Origin of the sequence: Rhodospirillum centenum SW (genome assembly GCF_000016185.1) — a bacterium.
Lineage (GTDB): Bacteria > Pseudomonadota > Alphaproteobacteria > Azospirillales > Azospirillaceae > Rhodocista > Rhodocista centena.
The window spans coordinates 3778698-3802559 of record NC_011420.2 but is presented as its reverse complement, the minus strand read 5'-3'; the positions used below and the strand labels follow the sequence as shown (position 1 = coordinate 3802559).

General features: G+C 71.6%; 20 protein-coding genes and 1 riboswitch. Of the genes, 5 read left to right on the top strand and 15 right to left on the bottom strand.

Features of this window, described 5'->3' with window-relative positions:
• Positions 1–257 precede the first annotated feature (257 nt).
• Entirely contained in the window at positions 258–779 is a 522-nt protein-coding gene (locus RC1_RS22570; RefSeq protein WP_272912049.1) for a cold-shock protein, read from the top strand.
• A gap of 131 nt (positions 780–910) precedes the next feature.
• Here the strand turns inward: RC1_RS22570 and mnhG are convergent, their stop codons facing one another.
• The 9 genes from mnhG to RC1_RS17520 all read right to left on the bottom strand — a co-directional run bounded on the left by mnhG (position 911) and on the right by RC1_RS17520 (position 13388).
• Positions 911–1396 (bottom strand): monovalent cation/H(+) antiporter subunit G, encoded by a 486-nt coding sequence (gene mnhG / locus RC1_RS17560; protein WP_012568795.1) that lies wholly within the window; start codon positions 1394–1396, stop codon positions 911–913.
• Complete coding sequence (locus RC1_RS17555) at positions 1383–1769, bottom strand: MrpF/PhaF family protein (protein ID WP_012568794.1); 387 nt, start codon at positions 1767–1769, stop codon at positions 1383–1385. The genes mnhG and RC1_RS17555 overlap by 14 nt, the downstream gene beginning before the upstream one ends.
• Positions 1766–2239, bottom strand: coding sequence for a Na+/H+ antiporter subunit E (locus tag RC1_RS17550; RefSeq protein WP_012568793.1), 474 nt, complete (start codon positions 2237–2239; stop codon positions 1766–1768). The genes RC1_RS17555 and RC1_RS17550 overlap by 4 nt, the downstream gene beginning before the upstream one ends.
• Positions 2236–3765, bottom strand: a complete 1530-nt coding sequence (locus RC1_RS17545; protein ID WP_012568792.1) for a Na+/H+ antiporter subunit D — start codon at positions 3763–3765, stop codon at positions 2236–2238. Before RC1_RS17545 ends, RC1_RS17550 begins: the two co-directional genes overlap by 4 nt.
• The gene (locus RC1_RS17540) at positions 3765–4175 is read right to left on the bottom strand and encodes a Na+/H+ antiporter subunit C (protein WP_012568791.1); all 411 of its coding nucleotides are present in this window, start codon (positions 4173–4175) and stop codon (positions 3765–3767) included. The genes RC1_RS17545 and RC1_RS17540 overlap by 1 nt, the downstream gene beginning before the upstream one ends.
• 3 nt (positions 4176–4178) lie before the next feature.
• Positions 4179–4610: a Na+/H+ antiporter subunit B gene (locus tag RC1_RS17535; RefSeq protein WP_012568790.1), complete on the bottom strand. Its 432-nt coding sequence runs from the start codon at positions 4608–4610 to the stop codon at positions 4179–4181.
• Positions 4607–7015, bottom strand: coding sequence for a putative monovalent cation/H+ antiporter subunit A (locus RC1_RS17530; protein WP_012568789.1), 2409 nt, complete (start codon positions 7013–7015; stop codon positions 4607–4609). Before RC1_RS17530 ends, RC1_RS17535 begins: the two co-directional genes overlap by 4 nt.
• Before the next feature lie 389 nt (positions 7016–7404).
• Entirely contained in the window at positions 7405–8394 is a 990-nt protein-coding gene (locus tag RC1_RS17525) for a calcium/sodium antiporter (RefSeq protein ID WP_041785519.1), read from the bottom strand.
• Positions 8395–8552: 158 nt separating this feature from the next.
• On the bottom strand, positions 8553–13388 hold the full coding sequence (locus RC1_RS17520) for an alpha-2-macroglobulin family protein (protein WP_012568787.1): 4836 nt from the start codon (positions 13386–13388) through the stop codon (positions 8553–8555).
• 270 nt (positions 13389–13658) lie between these two features.
• On the opposite strand from RC1_RS17520, the gene RC1_RS17515 reads away from it, so the two are divergent.
• Positions 13659–15089, top strand: a complete 1431-nt coding sequence (locus RC1_RS17515) for a hypothetical protein (protein WP_012568786.1) — start codon at positions 13659–13661, stop codon at positions 15087–15089.
• Here the strand turns inward: RC1_RS17515 and RC1_RS17510 are convergent.
• The 6 genes from RC1_RS17510 to RC1_RS17485 form a co-directional block, all read right to left on the bottom strand.
• Positions 15064–16227: an aminotransferase gene (locus tag RC1_RS17510; protein WP_012568785.1), complete on the bottom strand. Its 1164-nt coding sequence runs from the start codon at positions 16225–16227 to the stop codon at positions 15064–15066. The two genes, RC1_RS17515 and RC1_RS17510, sit on opposite strands and share 26 nt — an antisense overlap.
• Positions 16228–16350: 123 nt before the next feature.
• Complete coding sequence (gene gcvPB / locus RC1_RS17505) at positions 16351–17931, bottom strand: aminomethyl-transferring glycine dehydrogenase subunit GcvPB (protein ID WP_419760925.1); 1581 nt, start codon at positions 17929–17931, stop codon at positions 16351–16353.
• A 2-nt stretch (positions 17932–17933) separates the two neighbouring features.
• The gene (gene gcvPA / locus RC1_RS17500) at positions 17934–19283 is read right to left on the bottom strand and encodes an aminomethyl-transferring glycine dehydrogenase subunit GcvPA (protein ID WP_012568783.1); all 1350 of its coding nucleotides are present in this window, start codon (positions 19281–19283) and stop codon (positions 17934–17936) included.
• Positions 19283–19651: a glycine cleavage system protein GcvH gene (gene gcvH / locus RC1_RS17495; RefSeq protein ID WP_012568782.1), complete on the bottom strand. Its 369-nt coding sequence runs from the start codon at positions 19649–19651 to the stop codon at positions 19283–19285. Before gcvH ends, gcvPA begins: the two co-directional genes overlap by 1 nt.
• Before the next feature lie 120 nt (positions 19652–19771).
• Positions 19772–20926, bottom strand: a complete 1155-nt coding sequence (gene gcvT / locus RC1_RS17490) for a glycine cleavage system aminomethyltransferase GcvT (RefSeq protein WP_012568781.1) — start codon at positions 20924–20926, stop codon at positions 19772–19774.
• A gap of 171 nt (positions 20927–21097) precedes the next feature.
• A riboswitch (glycine riboswitch) is annotated at positions 21098–21204 on the bottom strand.
• 170 nt (positions 21205–21374) lie between these two features.
• The gene (locus RC1_RS17485; RefSeq protein ID WP_012568780.1) at positions 21375–21944 is read right to left on the bottom strand and encodes a hypothetical protein; all 570 of its coding nucleotides are present in this window, start codon (positions 21942–21944) and stop codon (positions 21375–21377) included.
• Positions 21945–22093: 149 nt separating this feature from the next.
• On the opposite strand from RC1_RS17485, the gene ispH reads away from it, so the two are divergent.
• From ispH to RC1_RS17470, 3 genes are read left to right on the top strand one after another with little or no spacing between them, the layout of a single operon-like run.
• Entirely contained in the window at positions 22094–23062 is a 969-nt protein-coding gene (ispH, locus tag RC1_RS17480; protein WP_012568779.1) for a 4-hydroxy-3-methylbut-2-enyl diphosphate reductase, read from the top strand.
• Between the two features lie 60 nt (positions 23063–23122).
• On the top strand, positions 23123–23389 hold the full coding sequence (locus RC1_RS17475; protein WP_012568778.1) for a type II toxin-antitoxin system Phd/YefM family antitoxin: 267 nt from the start codon (positions 23123–23125) through the stop codon (positions 23387–23389).
• Entirely contained in the window at positions 23386–23811 is a 426-nt protein-coding gene (locus tag RC1_RS17470) for a hypothetical protein (protein WP_012568777.1), read from the top strand. Before RC1_RS17475 ends, RC1_RS17470 begins: the two co-directional genes overlap by 4 nt.
• Positions 23812–23862: the final 51 nt, after the last annotated feature.

Sequence of the window (23862 nt, the reverse complement as noted above, 5' to 3'; positions counted from 1 at the left end):
CTGGCCTCCCTCACCGGATGGACAGGGCCGTCCGCAGGATGGTGCGTCGCACAAAGACCTTCGCCAACGGGGTAGAGAAGACCAAGGGATGGGCAGTCCAGCCCGGAACGGGCCAAGGTGCCGCGCGGGGTAGCCCCCATGGCCCGCTGCAAAAACGTAGTGGCGGCGGAGGCTCCTCTGTGCAACTATTTGGTCCAGGCAACCGGAACCGCACCCTGCGGGGCGGCGGTCCGCAGGACTGGCAAGGGTCGACTCGCTTGTCGCACTATGACTTTCCCTCCCCCTCCGGACTGGACGGTCCGCCCGTCCGGGCCACCGTCAAATGGTTCAACGGCGTCAAGGGCTTCGGGTTCGTCGCCCCGGCCGACGGAACGCCGGATGCCTTCCTGCACGCCTCGGTGCTGAGCCGTGTCGGCCTCTCCGATCTGGCCGAGGGGGCGGAGGTGATGGTGGTCATCGGCCCCGGACCGAAGGGGCCCCAGGTCATCCGGCTGGTGGACGTGATCGGCGGCGGCTCGCCCCGGCGGGAACGCCCGGCCCCGTCCCGCGCCGCCCCCGGCGGCCCGGAGGTCGAACTGGAGGGCTCGGTCAAGTGGTTCAAGGACGACAAGGGCTTCGGCTTCGTCACCACCGATGACGGCGGCAAGGACGTGTTCGTCCACAAGAGCATCCTGCGCCGCGCCGGGCTGGAAAGCCTGCAATCCGGGGAGCGCGTGCTGATGCGCGTGACCGAGGCGCCGAAGGGCCGCGAGGCCACCTGGATCCAGCTTCTGGACTGACAGAGGCCCCCGCCAGCGGAAACGTCACGCCGCCGGGATGTGACGGCGCGGATACCTGACCCCAGAGGTCCGGTGTAGCCCAGAGGTCCGGTGTCCGAGGCCGGCTGCCATTCTCCGTCAGCAGCCCACCGTCAGCCGCCCGTGCCCTCCGGCATGCCCGCCGGTGCGGCGGTGTCCGACCGGGCCGTCTCCGCCCGGGAGGGGGCCGCTCCGGTGGGGGGCGTCGCCTCCCCGTCCGCTACGGCCGCGGTGTCGGGCGGGCTGCCCGCCTTGGGCGGGATCAGGCGTCCGCGCATCTCGTCCAGCACCGTGCCCTCCCAGAGCGTGATGCCGTAGACATAGGCGGCGCGGCCGATCATGTGCGAGGCCACGGGCGCCGTCACCACCAGGAAGGCGATGGCCGCCACGGCGCGGGCGGCGACGGACACCTCCGCGAAGTAGAGGGCGACCGCCAGCAGGATCATGCCCGCCCCCAGCGTCCCCGCCTTGGAGGAGGCGTGCATCCGGATCAGCACGTCCTGCAACCGCACGATCCCCAGGGCGGCGACGAAGCAGAAGAAGGCGCCGCCCAGCACCAGCAGGCCGGCAACGGCCTGCACGATCTCATGCGCGGTCATGCGACGCCCCCTTCCCCTCCGGCTGCGGATCGGCCGCGGCGGGACTTCCGGTGCCCGGGCGCAGATCGCCGCCGCGCTGTTCCACGAAGCGCGCATAGGCGACGGTGCCGAAGAAGGCCACCAGCGCCAGGGCGATGGCGGCGTCCACGAACACGGCCTTGCCGTCCCAGAGCGCGTAGAGCGCGATGAAGGCCACCGCCAGCAACCCGAACAGGTCCAGCGCCACGATGCGGTCGGGCAGCGTCGGGCCGCGCAGCAGCCGCACGACGCACAGCACGAAGGAGACCAGCATCACCAGCATGCCCAGATCCACGCAGAGGGCGAGGAAGGGGGTCATGGTGCCGATGCCGGGGGGCATGAGGTCCAGGCTCATCGCATGAACTCCAGGATGCGGCGCTCCATCGTGTCCTTGGTCTCCTGCTTCAGCCGCTCGGGATCGTCCACGAACATGGCGTGGATGTAGAGCGTGCGCCGGTCGGGGGAGACGTCCAGGCTGAGCGTGCCGGGCGTCAGCGTGATGCAACAGGCGAGCAAGGTGATCTCGGCATCACTGCGGGCGTCCAGCGGCATGGCGATGACGCCGGGCCGCGCCCCGATGCCGGGCGAGAGCACCGCCTTCGCCACGCGGATGCTGGACAGCCACAGCTCCTTGAGGAACCAGAAGAAGAAGCCCACCCCGCCCCACAGGCGCCTGAAGAAACCATCGTCCGGGAACATCGGCCGGACGATGAACAGCACCAGATGCCCCAGCGTCAGCCCGACCAGCAGGCCCGCCAGACTGAAGTCCCCGTTCACCCCCATCCAGGCGATGGCGAGCAGGATGTTCAGCAGCAACAGCGTCATGGCAGCGCCTCCGCCGTGGCAGGCAGCCCCCGCCCCAGGACGGCGCGGATATAGGGCTCGGGGTGCATCAGCTCGGCCGCGGCGTCGCGCGCCAGGGCCATCACCGGCTCGGCGAACAGGCCGATGCCGACCGTCAGGCCGGACAGCAGCACCAGCGGGGCCACCAGCGCGAAACGGCCGCCGGGCGGCAGCGATACGGTGCCGGTGGCGGCCCCGGCCGGATGCGGCTTCCAGAACAGCTCGGCCCAGATGCGGCCGACCAGCCACATGGTCAGCAGGCTGACCACCAGGGAGACCGCGACGATGACATAGGCCTGCCGCTCCAGGCCGGCTTCCAGCAGGACCAGCTTGGACCAGAAGCCGGAGAGCGGCGGAAAGCCCGCGAGCGAGGCCAGCGGCACGAACATCACCACGGCCAGCAGCGGCGCCGCCTTGAACAGCCCGCCCATCGCCGGCAGCTCGTGGCTGCCGGTCAGCCGCCGGGCCAGGCCCGCGCCCAGGAACAGGTTGGTCTTCACCACGATGTCGTGGACCAGGTAGAAGACGGCACCGGCAATGGCCAGCGGCGTATAGAGCGCCAGCCCCATCACCATGTAGCCGATATGCGCCACCACCTGCCAGGAGAAGGCCCGGCGCAGGTCTGACACCGCGAGCGACCCCAACACCCCCGCCGCCATGGTCAGGCCGGCGATCCACAGCATCAGCCCGTGGGTGTAGCCGACATCGCCGACGAAGATCAGGGTGAAGGTGCGCAGCAGGGCGTAGACGCCGACCTTGGTCAGCAGCCCGGCGAAGATCGCCTGCACCGCCACGGCCGGGGTGTGGTAGCTGGCCGGCAGCCAGAAGAAGAGGGGAAATACCGCTGCCTTCATGCCGAAGGCGATGATGAACAGCACGGCCACCGTGGTGACCGTCCCCGGTGCCTCCACCGTGCGCAGGCGCAGGGCGAGGTCCGCCATGTTCAGGGTGCCGGTCATGCCGTACAGCAGCGCCACCGCCATCAGGAAGGCCGCCGTGGCAATCAGGTTCAGCAGGGCATACTTGACGGCGCCGTCGATCTGGTCGCGGCGACCGCCCAGGGCCAGCAGCATGAAGCTGCTGATGAGCATCACCTCGAACCAGACATAGAGGTTGAACAGGTCGCCGGTGACGAAGGAGCCGCAGACGCCCACCATCAGCACCTGGAAGACCGGGTGGAAGCCGTTGCGCTCCCGCACCGGGTCGATGTCCCCCAGGGCGTAGACGGCGGCGGCCACGGCCATGACCGAGGCCACCAGCACCATCACCGCGGCCAGCCGGTCGGCCACCAGGGTGATGCCGAAGGGAGCGGGCCAGTTGCTCATCTGCGCGGCGGTGATGCCATGCTCCGCCACCTGCCCCAGCAGCAGGGCGGCGCAGATCACCAGCAGCACCGACCCGGCGAGCGAGACGGCGCGCTGCGCCTTCACCCGGCCCCAGAGCAGGCCGCACAGGGCCGCCGTCGTCAGCGGCACCAGGATGGGGGAGACGACCAGCCAGGCGACCATCACGCCGCCTCCCGCCTGCGGGCGTCGGCCATCTCACCGGCATCAGCGGCGGGTCCCGCTTCCGGGGGCTCGGCCACACGCATGCCGTCGCTGTCCAGCGTCCCCAGTTCCTGATAGGCGCGGTAGACCAGAGCCAGAGCGAAGGACAGCAGGCCGAAGCCGATCACGATGGCCGTCAGGATCAGGGCCTGCGGCAGCGGATTGGAATAGGGTTCGGCCAGGACCTTGGCCTCCGGCCCGATCAGCGGCGGCAGGCCCAGCGACAGCCCGCCGACCGTGAGGATCACGAGGTTCACCGCATTCGACAGCAGGATCACGCCGAACACGGCGCGCAGCACGTTGCGGGACAACAGGAGATAGACGCTGCCGGCGACCAGGACGCCGATGACGAAGGCCATCACCACTTCCATGGCTTACTGCTCCTCCATCAGCGCCTGCACCATGGCGACGATGGCGCCGACCACGACCAGGAAGACGCCGACGTCGAACAGCACCGGCGTACCGATAGCGAACGCCTTCTCGCCCGTCTCGGTATAGGTCACGTACCAGGCCCCGGTCATGAAGGGCAGCGGCCCGCCCACCTTGAACAGCGCGAACAGTCCCGAGCCGATGGCGAGGGCGAGCCCGGCCGCCAGTACCTTGCGCGGGTCCGCGACCAGGATGCGGCGCATCTCCTTCGCGCCGAAGGCCAGCCCGTGCAGCGCCACGGCCACCGCCGCGATCAGCCCGCCGATGAAGCCGCCCCCCGGTTCGTTGTGGCCGCGCCACAGGATGAACAGGGCGAAGACCAGCATCAGGGCGATCAGCATGCGGGTCGCCGTCTGAAGGATGAGGGAGTGGATCATCGCGGCTCTCCGGCGCTGTCCAGGGCGGGGCGGGGTCCGGCCAGCGGACGGTCGGGCGGGTCGGCCGGCAGACTGTCCGGGGGTCTGTCGTCGGCGTCCGGCCGGCCGATGCGGGCCTTCAGCAGCGCATAGACGCCCAGCCCGGCCACCGCCACCACGCTGATCTCGCCCAGCGTATCGAAGGCGCGGAAGTCCACCAGGATGACGTTCACGACGTTGCGGCCGAAGCCCTCAAGGTAGCTCTTCTCCGCGAAGAAGCGGGTGAGGTCCAGTTCATAGGGCACCGACACCACCGCCAGCACGATGGCCGTCGTGACGGCGCCGACGGCCACGGCGACCACGGCGTTGCGGGCGCGCTCACCGACCGTCCCGTCCTCGGCCCGCCGGAAGGAGGGCAGCTTCGCCAGCACCAGCACGATGATGATGACGGTCAGCGTCTCCACCATGAGCTGGGTGATACCCACGTCGGGGGCGCCGTAGACCAGGAAGAACATGGCGATGGAGAGGCCGACCACCGACAGGGAGACGATCGCCCCCAGGCGCGAGCGGGCCAGGATCGTGCCGACCGTGCCGACCACCATCAGCCCGGCCATGAAGAGACCGAGATAGGCGATCTCCGGCGGCAGGGCCGGAAACCGCAGCCCGTCGCGCAGCAGCAGCGTGGCGCCGGGCAGGATGGCGAGCGTCAGGAAGGAGGCCAGCATGTAGTCGCGCAGCCGACCGGTCTGGAGCCGCCGGGTGGTCGCCTCCGCCAGCGCCTGGAGGGCGGCCAGGATATGGTCCCAGGCGGCGTCCACGTTGATCCGGCTGGCACGCGCCAGGGCCGCCAGCGCCCGCTTGACCCGCGCCAGCCCGAGGAACAGCCCGAGGCCCAGGGCGATGGTGAGGGCCGAGAGGCCGAGCGCGGGGCTGAACCCGTGCCAGAGATAGAGGTCGAACGGCACCGGGCGCCCGGCCACGGCGACGGCCACGGCGCCGAGCAATCCCTCCCCCAACCCCGTCTCCGGGATGGCGCCGAGACCGAAGGCGAGACCCAGGCCCGCCAGCACCACCGGGCCGAGCCAGAGCGCCGGCCCGCCCTCATGCGCTCCGGCCGCGAGCGCCGACGGCGCGCCGGTGAAGGGCTTCCAGAAGACGAGCCCGGCCGCACCCAGCATGGTGGCGTTGGCGAGCACCATGCCGGCGATCACCAGCAGGCCCAGGCCGCCGGCCTCCAGCATGCCCGTATACATGAACTCCTTGCCGATGAAGCCGAAGAAGGGCGGCAACCCGGCCATGGAGAGGGCAGCGAGCGCGATGGCGACGCCGGTCACCTTCATGGAGGACCACAGCCCCGACAGCTCGCTCAGGTCGCGTCCGCCGGCCCCGTGATCGACGGAGCCCGCGCCCATGAAGAGCGAGCCTTTGTACAGGCTGTGCGCCAGCAGGAAGGCGGCATAGGCCTTGATCGCGTACTCCGTGCCCAGCCCGACCAGCATGGTCAGGGTGCCCAGCGCCATCAGCGTCGTGTAGGCCAGCACCCGCTTGAGATCGGTGGAGCGCAGCGCCATCAGACCGCCCCAGAGTGCCGTGACGGTGCCGAAACCGGCCAGGGTCAGCATCCAGACCTCGGTCCCGCCCAGCGTCGGGTTCAACCGCGCCAGCAGATAGACACCGGCCTTCACCATGGTGGCGGAGTGCAGGTAGGCGCTGACCGGGGTCGGGGCGTCCATGGCGTTGGGCAGCCAGAAATGGAAGGGCACCTGCGCCGACTTGGTGAAGGCGCCGACCAGGACCAGCACCAGGATCGGCAGATAGAGCGCGTGCGCCCGCAGGTCCACGCCGGATGCCTCGATCCCCGAGAGGGTCCAGGTGCCTCCGGCCATGCCCAGCAGCACCAGCCCCGCCAGCAGCGCCAGCCCGCCGGTGGCGGTGACCAGCAGCGCCTGCACGGCCGAGCGGCGCGAGCGCGCATCCTCGTGGTTGAAGCCGATCAGGAGGAAGGAGGTGATGCTGGTCATCTCCCAGAAGACGAACAGCGTCACCACGTCGTCGGCCAGGACCAGTCCCAGCATCGACGCCATGAAGGCAATGATGAACAGGTAGAAGCGGCCGAGCTGCGGGTGGCCCTCCAGATAGCCGCCGGCATAGATCACGACCAGCGTGCCGATCCCCAGGATCAGCAGCGCGAACAGAAGCGACAGTCCGTCCAGGCGGAAGGCCAGCTCGACCCCCAGCGACGGCACCCAGGGCACGGCCTGGAGCACCACCTCCCCCGCCCCCACGGCGGGAAGGAAACTGGCGAACCAGAGAGTGACAGCGGCAGGAACAGCGGCAAGCAGCCAGTGCGATATTCCGGGAAGGGCGCGATGCACAGTCGGCGCGATCGCCGCCAGCAGGAAGATCACCAGCACCGCTGTCAGCATCAGCCCTTTTCCCCTCTCCCGTCACGCCCGTCCGTGCCCCGGCCGGGTTCCCTGTCCTGGTCCACCGTTACGGCCGGCCAACGGAAAGCCTGACCGGCACCCGGAGGGCGACCGGCGGCGTCCTTTCACCTTGATCCGGCTGCCGCGGGGCGCCGCCCGCGGCCGGTGGGTCCGGCGCGCGGCAATACGGACCTGTCCCGCACCACCCCGTGCCTGGTTGTCGCCTATATGGGGGTGGCGCGCTCCGGATCAACCCAAATCCAGAGCCGGACAACGCCACTAAAGACGGAATAATCCCTGGCGTCGCCCTCTCGGCACCGATACGGCATCTGACCCCGCCCTTCCCGAAGACACGCGGGCCGCCGGCATCACCTCGGCGCCGCGTCCTCTCATCCGGCGGCGGGCAGGGTCAGGCCGATGGCGCCGCGCAGGAACGGGCTGGTCTGGACACCGAGATAGGCGGCATAGAGGGCCAGCATCACCAGCCCCTCCCAGCGTTTGATCCGCGACGAGGTCACCGCGAACAGGATCAGCAGCAGGGTCACCGCCACCATCACCCAGGTGTCGAAGGCCGCGATCTGCGGCGGGGCCGGGATCGGCTTCACCAGCGCGGTCACGCCCAGGATGCCGAAGACGTTGTAGATGTTGGAGCCGATGATGTTGCCGAAGGCCAGTTCGGGCTGCCGGCGCAGCGCCGCCATGACCGAGGTCACCAGTTCCGGCAGAGAAGTGCCCACGGCCACCAGGGTCAGGCCGATCACCTCGTCGGAGACACCGACCCTCTCGGCCAGCACGATGGCGCCACCGACCAGCAGGTCGGCACCGAAGATGATCGCCGCCAGCCCCCCCAGCGCCATCAACACCCCCGGCAGCAGACCTGTGGACGGGATGGTCGCAGCACCGTCGGCGTGCTGGGCATGGCCGGTCGCCGCGATCTCCACCTGCTCGGTGCGATAGGCCCAGTAGATATAGCCGGCGAGCAGCAGGACGAAGACGCCGCCGACGATGCGGTCGAACGATCCGATCAGACAGAAGGCGGTGGCTAGCACGGCCGCGGCCACCGCCACGAAGCCGTCCCGCCGCAGCGCACCCCTGTCCACCGGAACCGGGATGATGGCTGCCGCGAGCCCCAGGATCAGCAGGATGTTGGCGATGTTGGAGCCGACCACGTTGCCGACGGCGATGCCGCTGGAGCCCTGGAGCGCGGCCTGCACGCTGGCCATCAGTTCCGGGGTCGAGGTGCCGAACCCGACCAGGGTCAGGCCGATCAGCAGGGGCGACACCCCCAGCCGCTTCGCCACGGCCACGGCACCGCGCACAAGGAATTCGCCGCCGGCCAGGAGCAGCAACAGGCCAGCCAGAATTGAAAGATAGATCATGTCCGCCGTTCCGCCGTCTTCCGTCCGGGAATAGCCGGCCACGGAAGACCGCGGCCGACGCTTAGATTGGGCGGGCGGACAGAATTCCAAGACCGGATGATCACACCCCGCCGGGGATTACTCCAGGCAGGGCATGACCGTCATTTCCGCACAGGGGATCAGCCGCGGCCCGCCAGAATGCTGACGGTGCCCGGAGCGGTCCGCGCGAAGCGGTCCGGATCGGCCTGATCTTCGACCCGGGCCGGCGGCAGCGCGTAGCGGCCCGGCACCGAGGCACGGACGAGATAGACCAGCCGGAAGCCGCCGTCCGCGGGCAGCGGGTCCAGGGCGGCGGTGAAGCGTCCCTCCTGGAATTCGGCCTGTGCCGTCTCCGACAGGGTGCCGATCCACGACAGGTCGCCAAGCTGGCTGCTGCCGGCCAGCCTGAGCGTCTCCCCTGCGAAGCCGGCGGGCAGCGTGTCCACCACCTGCACCGGGCCGGTCACGGGCTGGGTCGCACGGCCTTCCAGCACGACGGCCAGCAGGTCGCCAGGGCGCAGCTTGGCCAGATCCACCGGCCGGCCACGCCGGTCCAGGATGGTGCGGGTCAGCTCGAACCCGTTCGCCGCGGCCTCGGGTTCCCCGGCGGGCAGGCCCACGGCCGTCACCGAGCGGTGCAGCGGTCGCTCGCCCGTGTTCTCCACGGTGAGGCTCCCGGTGCCGGGCGGCAGCCGGCGCAGCAGGGGGCGTTCGCGCTGTTCGACCGTGCCGTCCACGCTGACGCTGAAGCCGTCGGAGCGGGCCGCCAGTTCGCGGGCCGCCAGGATCAGCCAGGCCCGCTCCTGCGCGCTGGTGCGGCCAGGGTCGCGCAACAGGCCGCGCACGGCCGCCACTTCCGCCGCCAGACGCTCGGGATCGGCGCCGCCGGCCGCCAGCAGCGCCAGCGCCCCGGCACGGTCGCGCAGATCGCTGCCATAGTCGCGCACAGGCACCGGCGTGGTGCGGGCCGCCTCCAGGTCGAGCTGGGCGAAGGCCCCGGCCGCCCGCTCGCCGTCGCCCAGCAGGGCGAAGGCGCCGGCCACCTGGGCCCGGGCCAGCCGGGTCGGCAGCTTGGCGAAATGCGTCTCGTAGAAATAGCGGACAGGCGCCGCGTCGATGACCTTCGCCCGCGCTGCCGCGTACAGGGCATAGGCGCGGCCGGGCAGGTCCGCCTCGTCCACCCAGGCGTTGCCGATGGTCCGCACCAGCCAGTCCAGGCCGCGGCGGTAGCCCGCCTCCGGCACGGCATGGCCGGCCTCCCGCGCCCGGGTCAACACGTCCAGCACGAAGGCCGTCAGCCAGGGATCGGCCGGGCCCTCCAGCGTCCACTGGGCATAGGCGCCGTCGCCGCGCTGGCGCATCACCAGCCGGTCGATCAGATCGCCGACCCGCTGCTTCAGCGCCTCCTCCGACAGCAGGCCCAGCTCCCGCACCTCGGTCCCGGCGACGAGCAGGGGCAGCAGGCGCGCGGCCATCTGCTCGGCCGAGCCGTGGCCGCGGGGATCGACGGTCAGCAGCAGCGCCGCCATGTCGAAATCGTCCCACGGCCCCACGCTGAGGGCGACCGTGGCACCGTCGGGCAGCAGCCCTTCGGCGACCTGTGGCGTGGCCGCGACACTGCCGCCGGGCGGAAGCTCGCCGGACAGGCTGCGCGCCACCGGCCCGCGGACCGGGCGGACAACGACCGGGACCGTCCGCGAGAGCGCGAAGCCCTCCGGACCGGTGACGGTCAGGGTCAGCGCGCCTTCCCCCGCCGCGGTCGCGGTCAGGGTTCGGTTGGCGGTGACACGGCGGCCGCGCTGCACCGACTTGAACTCGATGGTGCCGTTGTCGATGGCGACCGGCCCCTCGGCGACGAGGCTGGCCATGTAAGACCCCCGCGGACCGGCCACGTTCTCAAGGCTGAGGCGCAGGGACACGCTGTCGCCCACGGCGAGCACGCCCGGCAGCTCGAAGCCGGCGACCACCGGGTCGCGCACCTCCAGCCCCGCCTCGCCGCGGCCGAGCTTGTCGGCGCTCCAGGCGATGGCGGTCAGACGCAGCGACGCCTCGGCTTCCGGCAGCCGCACCGGCACCTCGGCCCTGCCGTCGGCCCCGACCGTGACGATCCCGGAATAGAGGGTCACGGGAGCATCGGATGCGGCGGTGGCCTGCGGCGCCGGCCGGGCCACCGGACGGCCTTCGTCAGGGGCGGCCGGGTCCGCGCCGGCGGCCGTTTCAAGCAGACGTCCGTAGACGTCGCGGATCTGAACGGTCAGCCGCCGCTTGCCCAGAAACCATGCGGCCGGATCGGGGCTGGCCGCGGTGCCGGCGGCAACCAGCGAGCGGCCGGCGCCGAACAGGACCAGATGCGCCGGCTGGCCGGGGGTCAGTCCCGTCACGGTGACCGGCACGCTCAGCGGTGCGCCGGAACGGGCCTGCTCCGGCGGCGCGATCTCTACCCCCAGGGTCCGCGGCGCCGGGTCCAGCCCGACCCAGGCGACCCCGACCGCGCGGCGCGGCAGCGTCCGGCGGCCGGGATCGGCCGGCGCGAAGGCGGTGGCGAGGACATAGGCGCCCGATGTCAGGTCGGGGGCGAGGGGCAGGTCGAGGAAAGCCCCCTCGGCGCCGACGGCCTGGGTCACGGTGTGGCGGACATTGCGGTCCGCGACCGTCACCAGCACGGTGGAATCGTAGGGCGGGCGCACGAAGACGCGGGCGGTTCCACCGGGCTGGTGCAACGGCTCCATCACGGCGAGATCGACCGCATCGGGCATGTCGCCCAGCTTGGCGCTGACCCACCAGCCGGCGGAGAAGCGGACGGAGGACGCCGTGCCGCTGACCGGATCGAACACCTCCAGCCGGTAGCGGCCGGCCTTCACCTGCTCCTCGATCACGCCCGGCCGGTCGGCCTCCACGTCCAGGGTGCCGCCGGTCAGCCGGCGGTCCTTCACCGTGGCACGGTAGTCCCAGCGGCCGTCGGCCTCGTACCACTGGTAATCGTAATCCTCCTCGTACAGCTCCCAGGACAGGTCCTCGCGGGCGAGGCGCTGGCCGTCGGGGGCCAGGGCCACGATGTCGAAGGAGACGGTCGCCCCTTCCGGTACGGCATCGCCGGCGAAGCTGGGGCGGATGCCCAGGGCGAAGGCGCGGTTGTCCACCGGCAGCACCAGCTCGCGCACGGCCGGACGGCCGCCGGTATCATAGACCGTGGCGCGCAGCACCGCCTCCAGCGGACGGCTGGTCTCCGGCAGCGGGGCGATGTCCAGGGCGGCGCTGGCGCCACCGTCGCCGCGGGTGACGAATCCCGGAAGGGCACGGCGCTGCGGTTCCAGATCCTCCTGCGCCAGCCCGAACCGGAACTCCTCATAGCCCGGATAGGGCTTGGCGGCGGGGCGCAGGGTCAGCGCCAGCTCGCCCGGCAGCCCGGAAGCCGCACCGGAGCCGGGCAGCCGGGCCCGCATGTAGAGGGTCGCCTTGCCGTCCGCGGCGATGCGGCGGCGGTCGGCATTGAGGGAGAGGTCGAGCCGGGCCGGCGCCACCTCGCCGACCTGGAACTCGGCGCGGCCGATGGCCGGACCGTCGGGGCGCTCGTGGGCGGTCAGGCTCCAGCGGCCGGCGGGGGCGGTGGCCGGCAGGTCAAGATCGGCGGAATAGCCGCCCTCGCCGCCGTCGGTCAGGGCCAGCCGGGCAGTCTCCAGACCGTCAGGGCGGGACAGACGCAGCGTCAGCGAGCGGCCGGTCACGGCGCGGGCGTCGGGGTCGCGCAGCAGCGCCGTCAGATGCACCGTGCCGCCGGGCCGGTACGCCGTCCGGTCGGTCGCCAGCCAGGCGTCCAGCGGCCCGGGCTCGGCCCGCCCGCCGGCGCCGCGGGTGCCCAGCTCCACGGCCGGGGTGCCGAAGTCCAGCAGGGAGAAGTCGCCGCCCTGGGCGGTGGCGAACAGGGCCTGCGGCGCCTTCTCCCCGTCGCTCAGCAGCGCGGGGTCGAAACGCGCCAGACCGTCGGGGCCGGTGACGGCCCGGCCCAGCTCCTGGTTGCCGCGGGCGACCAGGCGCAGTTCAACCCCCGGCAGCGGGTCGGCGGTGCCGAGGCTGCGGGCGAAGACGAACAGGCCGTTGCCGGCGCGGAAGCTGGTCAGCCCGATGTCGGAGACGACGAACCACTGGGTCGCGCGCAGGTCCCAGGCGCTGACCGGCAGGGCCGCGTTCTCCGCCACCGCGACATAGACACCCGGCGGCAGCGCGCCCAGCGCCTGATCGATCGGGAACGGGGTGACGACGGTGCGGTTCGGCGTGTTGCCGACCGTCATCTCGCCCTTCCAGACGATTTCCGCCTTCTCGTCCAGCAGGATGCCGATGTCGAAGTCGGTCAGGCTCTGGTTCATGCGCCCCCAGTAGATGCGCTCGACCAGGGCACGGTCGTTGATCCGCATGATCTGGAGCCGGGCACGCTCGACGTTCACGGTGCGCAGCGGCAGCCCCTCGGCGCCGACGCGCGGCAGGATGTACCCCTGGCCGCGGAAGGTCAGCATCGGCTTGCGGTCGGGAACCGCGACTTCGCGCGTCACCGGCTCGGCCAGGGACTCCGTACCGTCGGCGGTCGGCAGCCCGGCCCCCAGGGTGACGGTGAAGCGCTGGCCGTGGCCCAGCCCCTCCAGGCAGAGGTCGCGGTCACGCGCCACCACCGTATGGTCGGCGGCGGGAGCGACATTGACGAACCTGCCCAGGTCGGGCGCGCCGCGCCGCGGCCGCGGCAGGTCCCGGTTGAAGCGGAAGCAGACCTGCGGACGGTCGCGCTCGGCCGCCACCTCCACCCCGGTGATGCCGAAGGCCGCCGGTACGGGCGGTTTCGAGTCGGCCTTCGGGGCGGCAGCCGGAGGCGGGGCCGGCCGACCGGCGGGACCCGGGCCGGAAATCTGGGCCACCGCCCCGCCTGCGGTCAGGCAGGCGGCGATCAGGAGCGAGGCGAGGGTGAGACGCGGCGGAAAGCGCTTCATGGGTGTGGCGGACAGGATGAGGTCTCGTCGGGGTGGGGAACCGGGGAACGGGCAGGCACATGTCGGAGAACGCACGGCAGGGCCGACCGTGCGGGGCGCACAGGACGCTCCGGCCTGAACGGAACTGTAGGCTGGGGCGACACTTCCTTGTAGGGCATACTGGTGAGATGAACGATCCTGGCTTGGCTATTTGCGCCTCCGCAACGCAGCATGCAAGCGCTGCCCCGGCTTTGCCCAGAGATCGCCACGACCATTCCGGAGGCTGAGGGGATGAACGACTGTCCCGATCCCGTCCCCGCCCCCGGCCCGCAGGGGCACAGGCCGGCGGAGCTGCCGCTGACCCTGCGCCTCGGTCTGCTGGCCCTGGCCCTGGGGGCGTTGCTGCACCCCGCCCTCTGGAACGGCTTTCCGGTCGTCTTCTTCGATACCGGCGGGTATCTGATGCGGGCCCTGGAGATGGAGCTGGAACCCGGCCGCTCCCTCTTCTACGGACTGTTCCTCCAGGCCGCCTCGCTGCGCTGGCTCAGCCTCTGGGGGCCGGTTCTGGTCCACGGTCTGGTGGTGTTGTGGCTGCTGCGGCTGACCCTGCGGACCCTGCATCTGCCCTTCGGCACTGCCACGCTGGCGGGAACGGCGGCGCTGCTGGCGGGACTGACGGCCCTGCCCTGGTTCACGGCCCAGCTCATGCCCGACGTGCTGGTGCCGGTGGCGGTGCTCTGCCTCTGGCTGCTGGGATTCCGCTGGGACCGGCTGGGACGGTGGGAGCGGGCCGGGGTCGCCGGAATCGGGATGCTCGCCCTGCTCTCCCACATGTCCACCATGGCGCTGGGGCTGGGGCTGGTGGTCGGGATTGCGCTCCTGGCGCCGCTGGCCCGCGGGGGCGATCCCCTGGGCCGGCCGCGGCCGGGGCCGCCGGCGCTGCTGGTGGCGGCAAGTCTGCTGCTGATGCCGCTGCTGCATCTGGGGCTGGTCGGACAGGCCACCTACACGCCGGGCGGCCCCGTCTTCGTCTTCGGCCGGCTGGTGCAGGACGGGATCGTGCAACGGCTGCTGGACGACCGCTGCCCGCAGGACCCGGACGCCTACGCCCTGTGCCCCTGGCAGGCGGACCTGCCGACGACGGCGAATGACTTCATCTGGCACCGCGACTCGCCCTTCCGCCGGATCGGCTGGTGGGGCGGGGCCGATGCCGAGCTGGCGCGCATGGTGCGCGACGCGGTCGCCGCCTATCCCGGGGAGGTGGCGCTGACGGCGCTGCGCGCGACGGCGACCCAGCTCGGCAGGGTCGCCACCGGCGACGGGCTGGACGAGTGGCAGGACTTCACGCGCTGGACCTTCCGCCGGCACATGCCGGAGCACCTCCCCGGCTTCGCCGCGGCCCGGCAGCAACGGCAGGAGCCGATCGGAGAGCTGTTCGCGGGGCTGAACCTGGTCCACCGGCCGGTGGCCTGGCTGTCGCTGGCGGGCACGGCCGGGGTACTGGCCTGGGCGCTGGCGACCCGGCGGCGGCATCTGGCCGGCTTCGCCGCTCTGGTGCTGCTGGCGCTGCTGGGCAACGCCTTCATCAGCGGCGCCCTGTCCAACCCGCACGACCGTTACCAGAGCCGCATGGTCTGGCTGGGCGTGCTGGCGATGCTGGCGGGCGCGCTGGAGTGGTGGCACGCCCGCGACCGCATCAGGTCCGCCCCAGCCAGCCCCTGAGCCGGGCCACCGCCTCGTCCAGCACCGCGTCCCGCTTGCAGAAGCAGAAGCGGATCAGGTGGCGCGGCGGCGCCTGCTCGAAGAAGGCGCTGACCGGGATCGCGGCGACGCCGGCCTCCACCGTCATGCGGCGGCAGAAGGCGGCATCGTCCTCGTCCCCGGCGAGCGGCCGGATGTCGGCCGTGACGAAGTAGGTGCCCTGGGCCGGCAGCACCCCGAAGCCGCAGGCCGCCAGCCCGGCGGAAAGGCGGTCGCGCCGGCGCTGCATCTCCGCCGCCAGCCCGTCGAAATAGGTGTCCGGGCCGCCGAGGCCGCAGGCCACCGCATGCTGGAGGTCGGGCGGCGTCGTGAAGGTCAGGAACTGGTGCGCCTTCGCCACCGGCTGCAGCAGCGCCGGCGCCGCCGTGACATAGCCGACCTTCCAGCCGGTCAGGGAGAAGGTCTTGCCCGCCGAGCCGATGCGCAGGGTGCGCTCGCGCATGCCGGGCAGCGCCATCAGCGGCAGATGGCGGCGCCCGTCGAACACCAGATGCTCATAGACCTCGTCGCAGACGGCGACGGCGTCGTGCGCCACCAGCATCTCCGCCAGCACCGCGAGTTCCTCCGCCGACCAGACCTTGGCCGCGGGGTTCAGCGGGTTGTTGAGCACGACCAGCTTCGTGCGCGGCCCGAAGGCGGCGGCCAGATCCTCGCGGCTGAACGTCCAGTCCGGCGCGCGCAGCGGCACGAAGCGCGGCACCGCCCCGGCCCGCCGGATGATCGGGACGTAGCTGTCGTACAAGGGTTCGAACAGCACCGCCTCGTCGCCCGGCTCCAGCAGGCCGAACAGGCAGGCGGCCAGCGCCTCCGTGGCGCCGGAGGTGACCATCACCTCCTGGCGCCAGTCCACCTCCAGCCCGTAGAAGCGGGCGGCGTGCGCGGCCACGGCCTGACGCAGGGCCGGCAGGCCCATCATCGGCGGGTACTGGTTCCAGCCCTCGGCAAGGTAGCGCTGCGCTTCGGCCACCACCTCCGGCGGGCCGCCGCCATCGGGAAAGCCCTGGCCGAGATTGACGGCGCGGTGCTCCTCCGCCAGCCGGGACATCACCTCGAAGATCGTGGTGCCGTAGGAGGACAGGACGCTGTTGCCGGGTTTCACGGGGTTCCTCGCTCCGCAACGCCACTCGGAACGAGCGTCTTGGCACCGGCGGCGGAGCGGGTCAACAGGCTCCCCGGCGGCCGAAGCCGCCGGGGAGGATGCCTGGCTGTACTCGCCGCGGGCCTACTCCGCCGCGGCCTGGGCCGCCGCGGCCTGGGCCGCCGGGGCCGGCCGGGTCCAGCGCAGCACCGGCTTGCGCGCGGCTGCCGTCTCGTCCAGACGGCGGCGCGGGGTCAGCCGCGGAGCGCCGTGGAAATACTCCTCGTCGCCCGTCTTCGCCCGCTCGGCCAGCGCCCGCAGGGTGCCGATGAACTGGTCCAGCGTCTGCTTCGACTCCGTCTCCGTCGGCTCGATCAGCAGCGCCCCCTGGACGACCAGCGGGAAGTACATGGTCATCGGGTGGAAGCCCTCGTCGATCAGCGCCTTGGCGAAGTCGAGCGGGGTGATGCCCGTACCCTTGAGGAAGCGGTCGTCGAACAGCGCCTCGTGCATGCACGGCCCCTCGAAGGAAGCGCTCATCACGTCCTTCAGGCTGGCCAGCACATAGTTGGCGTTCAGCACCGCGTCGGACGCCGCCTGCCGCAGCCCGTCGCCCCCGTGCGAGAGCATGTAGGCCAGGGCCCGCACGAACATGCCCATCTGGCCGTGGAAGCCCTTCATGCGGCCGAAGGGATGGCCCTCCGCCTCGCCGGCATGCTCGACCAGCCGGAAGCCGTCCTCGCCGTGGACGACGTAGGGCAGGGGCGCGAAGGGCGCCAGCGCCGCCGACAGCACCACCGGGCCGGAGCCCGGCCCGCCGCCGCCGTGCGGCGTGCTGAAGGTCTTGTGCAGGTTGATGTGCATGGCGTCCACGCCCAGGTCGGCGGGGCGCACCCGGCCGACGATGGCGTTGTAGTTGGCGCCGTCGCAGTAGAAGTAGCCGCCGGCCGCATGCACGGCGTCCGCGATCTCCCGGATCTGCGGCTCGAACAGGCCGCAGGTGTTCGGGTTGGTCAGCATGATGGCGGCGACGTCGGGGCCGAGCTTGGCCTTCACCGCCGCGACGCTGACGCGGCCGTCATCCTCCGCCGGGATGGAGTCCACGGCGAAGCCGCAGAAGGCGGCCGTCGCCGGGTTGGTGCCGTGCGCCGATTCCGGCACCAGCACGCGCCGGCGGTGCGCCTCGCCGCGCGCCGCCAGCGCCGCACGGATCGCCATCAGGCCGCACAGCTCGCCATGCGCGCCGGCGGCGGGGCTCATCGCCACGGCCGGCATGCCGGTCAGGGTCTTCAGCCAGTGCGCCAGCGCGTCGATCAGCTCCAGCGCCCCCTGCACGGTGGAGACCGGCTGGAGCGGATGGATGTCGGAGAAGCCCGGGAGCCGGGCCATCTTCTCGTTCAGCCGCGGGTTGTGCTTCATGGTGCACGACCCCAGCGGATACATGGTGCTGTCGATGCCGAAGTTCTTCTGGCTCAGCCGGGTGTAGTGGCGCACCACCTCCGGCTCCGACACGGACGGCAGGGCAAGGGTCCCGCGCGGGCGGACCTTGCCCAGGCGCAGTTCCGCCGTCGGCGGCTCGGGCAGGTCCACGCCGCAGACGCCGGGATTGTCCAGCTCGAACAGGAGCGGCTCCTCCTGCATCAGCGCCCGGTTGCCGGTGTGGGTCTGCGCCACCTCCGACGCCGAGGGGACGTGCGGGGTGGTCGGGCGGCCCTGGCTGTTCATGCTCATCGCAGCACCTCCTGAAGCCCGTGGACCAGCGCGTCCATGTCGGCTTCGGTGTTGGTCTCGGTCGCCGCCACCAGCAGCAGGGTCTCCAGCCCGGCCTCGCCGGGATAGAGACGGGAGACGGGAACGCCCGCCAGGATGCGGCGCTGCGCCAGCGCCTCCACCACCGGAGCGGCCGGCCGCGGCAGGCGCAGGGTGAACTCGTTGAAGAAGGCGCCGTTCAGCACCTCCACCCCCGGTACCGCCGCCAGCCGGTCGGCCAGCGTCACCGCCTTGGCGTGGTTCAGCCGGGCCAGCCGGGCGAAGCCCTCGCCGCCCAGCAGCGCCATGTGGATGGTGAAGGCCAGCGCGCAGAGCCCGCTGTTGGTGCAGATGTTGGAGGTCGCCTTCTCGCGCCGGATGTGCTGCTCGCGGGTGGACAGGGTCAGCACGAAGCCGCGCTTGCCCTCCGCGTCCGCCGTCTGGCCGCAGAGGCGGCCCGGCATCTGGCGGACGAACTTCTCCCGCGTGGCGAACAGCCCGACATGGGGGCCGCCGAAGTTCAGCGGGTTGCCGATCGACTGGCCCTCGCAGACCACGATGTCGGCGCCCATCCGGCCCGGCGGGGTCAGCAGGCCCAGGCTCACCACCTCGGTGACGACGGCGATCAGCAGCGCCCCCTTGGCGTGGCAGGCGGCCGCCAGCTCCGACAGGTCGCGCGGATGGCCGAACAGCGACGGCGTCTGCACGACGACGCAGGCCGTGGCGTCATCCACCAGCGGCAGCAGATCCTCCGCATCCGTCGGATCGGGCGCCTGCGCCGCGACCTCCATGCCCAGCACGCCGCAGGTGGTCGCCACCACCTCGCGGTAGTGCGGATGCAGGCCACCGGACAGCACCGCCTTGCTGCGGCGGGTCAGGCGGGTGGCCATCAGCACCGCCTCGGCCGTGCCGGTGGCGCCGTCGTACATGGAGGCGTTCGCCACCTCCATGCCGGTGATCTCCGCGACCTGGGTCTGGAACTCGAACAGGTACTGCAACGTCCCCTGCGCGACCTCCGGCTGGTACGGCGTGTAGGAGGTCAGGAACTCCCCGCGCAGCAGCATCTGGTCCACGGAGGCCGGGACATGGTGGCGGTAGGCCCCCGCCCCCAGGAAGCTGGGGACGGAGCCCGCCGTCAGGTTCTTCGCCGCCATGCCGGAGAGCAGGCGGTCCACCTCCAGCTCGCCCATGTGCAGGGGCAGGCCGTCGATGGGCGCCGTCAGCCGGGCCGCCTGGGGCACGTCGCGGAACAGCGCGTCCACGTCCGGCACGCCGATGCGCGCCAGCATGGCCTGGCGGTCGGCCTCCGTCAGGGGCAGGTAACGCATCAGAGCGCCTCGACGTAGGCGGAGTAGGCGGCCTCGTCCATCAGCCCGTCGAGCTGGGCCGGGTCGGCCAGCTTCATCCGGAAGAACCAGCCCTCGCCCATCGGGTCGCTGTTGACCAGGGCCGGATTGTCGGTCAGGCCGGTGTTGCCCTCGGTCACGGTGCCGTCGGCCGGCGCATAGACCTCGGACGCGGCCTTCACCGACTCGACGACGGCGGCATCCTTGCCCCGCTCCAGCGCGCGGCCGGCCTCGGGCACCTCGACGAAGACCACGTCGCCCAGCGCCTGCTGCGCATAGTCGGTGATGCCGACCGTGGCGATCCCGTCCTGCACGCGCACCCACTCGTGATCCTTGGTGAACCTGATCATTGCCTGTCCCCTGATTGTGCCGCACCCGCCAACCGCGGCGGCGCGGCGCCGTCCTCGTCAGAAACCGGAAGACCGGGATCGCGCGGGAGGGGCAATCCGCCCGCCCGTGCCCCGGTTCCGTCAACCCCTGTAGTAGCGGTGCGGAACGAACGGCAGCGCCGCGACCTTCGCCGGCAGCGCCTTGCCGCGGACCATCAGGTTCACCGGCGTGCCGACCGCGGCATGCGCCGCAGCCACGTAGCCCATGGCGACCGGACCGTTGACGCTGGGGCCGAAGCCGCCGCTGGTGATGCTGCCGATGACGGCGCCGTCGGCGCCCTGGATCTCCGTATGCTCGCGCGCCGGGGCGCGGCCCTCGGGCAGGATGCCGACCCGCTTGCGGACCGCACCCTCCCGGAACTGGCGCTGCACCAGGGCGGCACCGGGGAATCCCCCCTCCTCGCGCCGGCGCTTGGCGACGGCCCAGGTCAGGGCCGCCTCGACCGGCGTCGTGGTCGTGTCGATGTCGTGGCCGTAGAGGCAGAGCCCCGCCTCCAGCCGCAGCGAGTCGCGGGCGCCGAGGCCGATCGGGGCCACCTCCGGCTCGGCCAGCAGCAGCCGGGCCAGCGCCTCGGCATCAGTGCCGGCGGCGCCGATCTCGTAGCCGTCCTCGCCGGTGTAGCCGGAGCGGGAGATGCGGACCGGAATGCCCCGGATGTCCGCCGTGATCGCCGACATGAAGGGCATCGCCGCGGCGGCCGGGACATGCCGCGCCAGCACCGCGGCCGCAGCCGGCCCCTGGAGCGCCAGCAGGCCCGCATCGTCGCCCAGATACTCGACCGCCACTCCCGGCAGTCCGGCCCGCAGATGCGCGAGGTCGGCCTGCTTGCAGGCGGCGTTGACGACGAGGAACAGCTCGCCCGGGCCGACCCGGGTGACCATCAGGTCGTCCAGGATGCCGCCATGGTCGTTGGTGAACAGGGTGTAGCGGATGCGCCCCTCGGCCAGACCCTGGATGTCGCCGGGCACGAGAGCCTCCAGCGCCTTGGCGGGGTCGTCGCCGCGCAGCCGGACCTGCCCCATGTGCGAGACGTCGAACAGGCCCGCCCCGGTGCGGGTGTGCAGATGCTCCTTCAGCACCCCGGCGGGGTACTGCACCGGCATGTCATAGCCCGCGAAGGGCACCATGCGGGCGCCCAGCTCCCCATGCAGGGCATGCAGGGGCGTGCGCAGCAAGGGCTCGGTCTGGTCGCTCAAATCAGGGTCTCCCGGCAGAGTCTCGACCGCGCAGGCCATCCCGCGCAGCCAGCCCCCCTCTGTCACGGCCCCTGAGAGATTCACCGGATAGGGCACCCGCGCCGCGGCCGGAGCCACGGACCGCGTCGTTCCCAGGGCCGGTTCGCACCGGCTGCCGGTTTACTCCGTCGGTGGGCGGTTCCTGTCGGCCCCGCCACTTTCCAGATGCGCTTTTCCCCCGCGGTCCTTCTGCCTGAGAGTTTCCGGGGGCGGTTGCTCCTTCGGCGTCGCCCGCCGGGACACGGTGTCCCGGGGACGATCTCTCCCGCGAGGGGTCGTCAGCGTGTGGGGCTAAACTAGCGGCCGGCGGCCGAAAGTCAATTGCAGGAAAGGCGTGCCGCTCCCGGCGCAGACCGCCGGAAAGCGAGCATCAAGAGGGGACGGGGGTGCGGCACTGCCCCCGTCGCCAGGCCGTGGGGCCGGGTCCCCGCCGGCGTCAGGATCGCGCTCAGCGCCCCTGGTTGACCTGCCGGTTCGTCTCCACCTGTTCCGGCGGGAGCTGGAAGCCGACCAGCACCTCGTAATAGCGGGCGTCCACCGTCCTCGGGGCGGGAATGAACTGCTCCGTTTCCTCCCCCACGGCGCCGGAGCCGCCGTCCATCCGGATGGCGGTCGAGAAGACCTGCTTGGCGATCACGTTGCGCTGCGGGTCGGTGACGGCGACGAAGTAATCCACCGGCACCGTCCCGTCGAACCCGGCCGTCGCCCGGGCGCTGATGGTGAAGGTGGTGGCGATGGTGACGCCGTCGTCGCTGTACTCGCACAGGGCGGCGGGCGGATTGATCACGGCGGTGGCGAAGGTCGCCCCGTCCGCGCCCGGCACCCGGTAGGTGCCGGCGTCGCGCAGCACGCCGACGTTCGGACAGCCCGGACGGAAGCCCTTGGCGCTCTCGCAGCCGGCCAGACCGGCCAGCGCCACGGCGGCCAGAAGTCCGCGCGCGATCACGGCGCGCCCGTGCGGCCGGGCGGCGGCTTTCCTGGGCGGATTTCCTGTATTATGGTCGTCGCGCGTGGTCATCGGACGGGGGCTCACCGGAGAATCAGGGCGTGGTACCGCGGTCGCCCGCGGCACCGCGACAATAGTGAACCCGCCGGACCGGCACAAGCCCAGGACCCGACCGGCCGACGACCCGAGATCACAGCCCGCAGCTTCTGGAAACAGCCCCCGTGACTGCCGTGACGCACAGCCCCGACAAGCCCGCCCTGCATATCCTGCTGGCCGCCCCGCGCGGCTTCTGCGCCGGCGTCGACCGGGCCATCCAGATCGTGGAGGTGGCGTTGCAGAAGTTCGGCGCCCCCGTCTATGTCCGGCACGAGATCGTCCACAACCGTTTCGTGGTGGAGAGCCTGGAGCGCAAGGGCGCCGTCTTCGTCAAGGAACTGGACGAGGTGCCCGACGACCGCCCGGTGGTGTTCTCCGCCCACGGCGTGCCGAAGGCGATCCCGGCCGAGGCGCAGCGGCGCAACATGATCTATGTGGACGCGACCTGCCCGCTCGTCTCCAAGGTCCACCGCGAAGCCGAGCGGCACCACGAGTCCGGCCTCCGGATCGTGCTGATCGGGCATGCCGGCCATCCGGAGGTGGTCGGCACCATGGGCCAGCTCCCGCCCGGTTCGGTCGTGCTGGTGGAGACGGCGGAGGATGCCGAGCGGCTGAACCCCGAGGACCCGCACAATCTGGCCTTCGTCACCCAGACGACCCTCTCGGTGGACGACACGGCCGGCATCGTCGAGGTGCTGCGCCGCCGCTTCCCCGACATCGCCGGGCCGAAGAAGGAGGACATCTGCTACGCCACCACCAACCGGCAGGGCGCCGTGAAGGCCATCGCCGGCCGGGCCGACGCGATCCTGGTGGTGGGGGCGCCGAACTCCTCCAACTCGGTGCGGCTGGTGGAGGTGGCGAAGGTCCAGGGCTGCACCCGCGCCATGCTGGTGCAGCGGGCGGAGCAGATCGACTGGTCGCTGCTGGAGGGGGTCGCCACCCTGGGCATCACGGCGGGCGCCTCCGCCCCCGAGGTGCTGGTCGAGGAGGTGATCGACGCCCTGCGCGGGCGCTACCATGTCACCATCGAGGAGGTGGTGACAGCGACCGAGGCCGTGACCTTCAAGCTGCCGAAGGTGCTGGCGGCGGACTAGGCGTGCCGGCTCCGCCCGCGAAACGGAACGTCGGACAGGGAACGGATCTTGGAGGCGGAAATGCCGACCGTTAGCGCAACGGAGTTCGTCCGGAACTTCGGAAAGTACCGCGAGCAGGTGACCCGTGAGCAGATCACGGTCACCGATCAGGGAAAGGTGGCCGGCGTCTTCATCTCGGCCGACGACGCGGTGCTTCTGGCGCTGGCGAAGGAGGGCCGTCAGGCATGTCACGTCCGGGACCTGCCCGCCGACCTGCGCGACGCCGTCCGGACAGCCGCGCCGGATGATGAGATGCTGGCCCTCGACCGGCTGATGGAAGGCCGGTGACCCTTCCCGTCCCGACACCCGGTCTCGTCATCCGTTACGCCTATCTCTGGCGGAACGAGTTCGACTCCGGTTCCGAGGATGGGCGGAAATACCGGCCTGCGGTCGTCGTCAACGCCGTGGTCACAGGCGCGGACGGGAGGACCCGCGTCGTGGTCTCCCCGATAACCCACAGGAATCCTGGCCCCGAACGCGGCCTTCTGATCCCGCCCGCGGTCAAGGCCCATCTCGGCCTTGACGATGACCGGTCCTGGATCGTTACCGACGAGGTCAATGTCTTCGTCTGGCCCGGAGTCGATCTCGCCGCGCTGCCGGGCAGGCCCGGACGATACGCCTACGGCAAGATACCCGCGAAGCTGTTCCTTGAACTCCGGAACCGGCTGCTGTCGTCCAACCCGCCGCCGGCCGCGGTGCCGCGGACCTGACAGGCGGCGCACCAGCACTGGACGCCGGAACCCCGCCCGGGCACGAGGTCC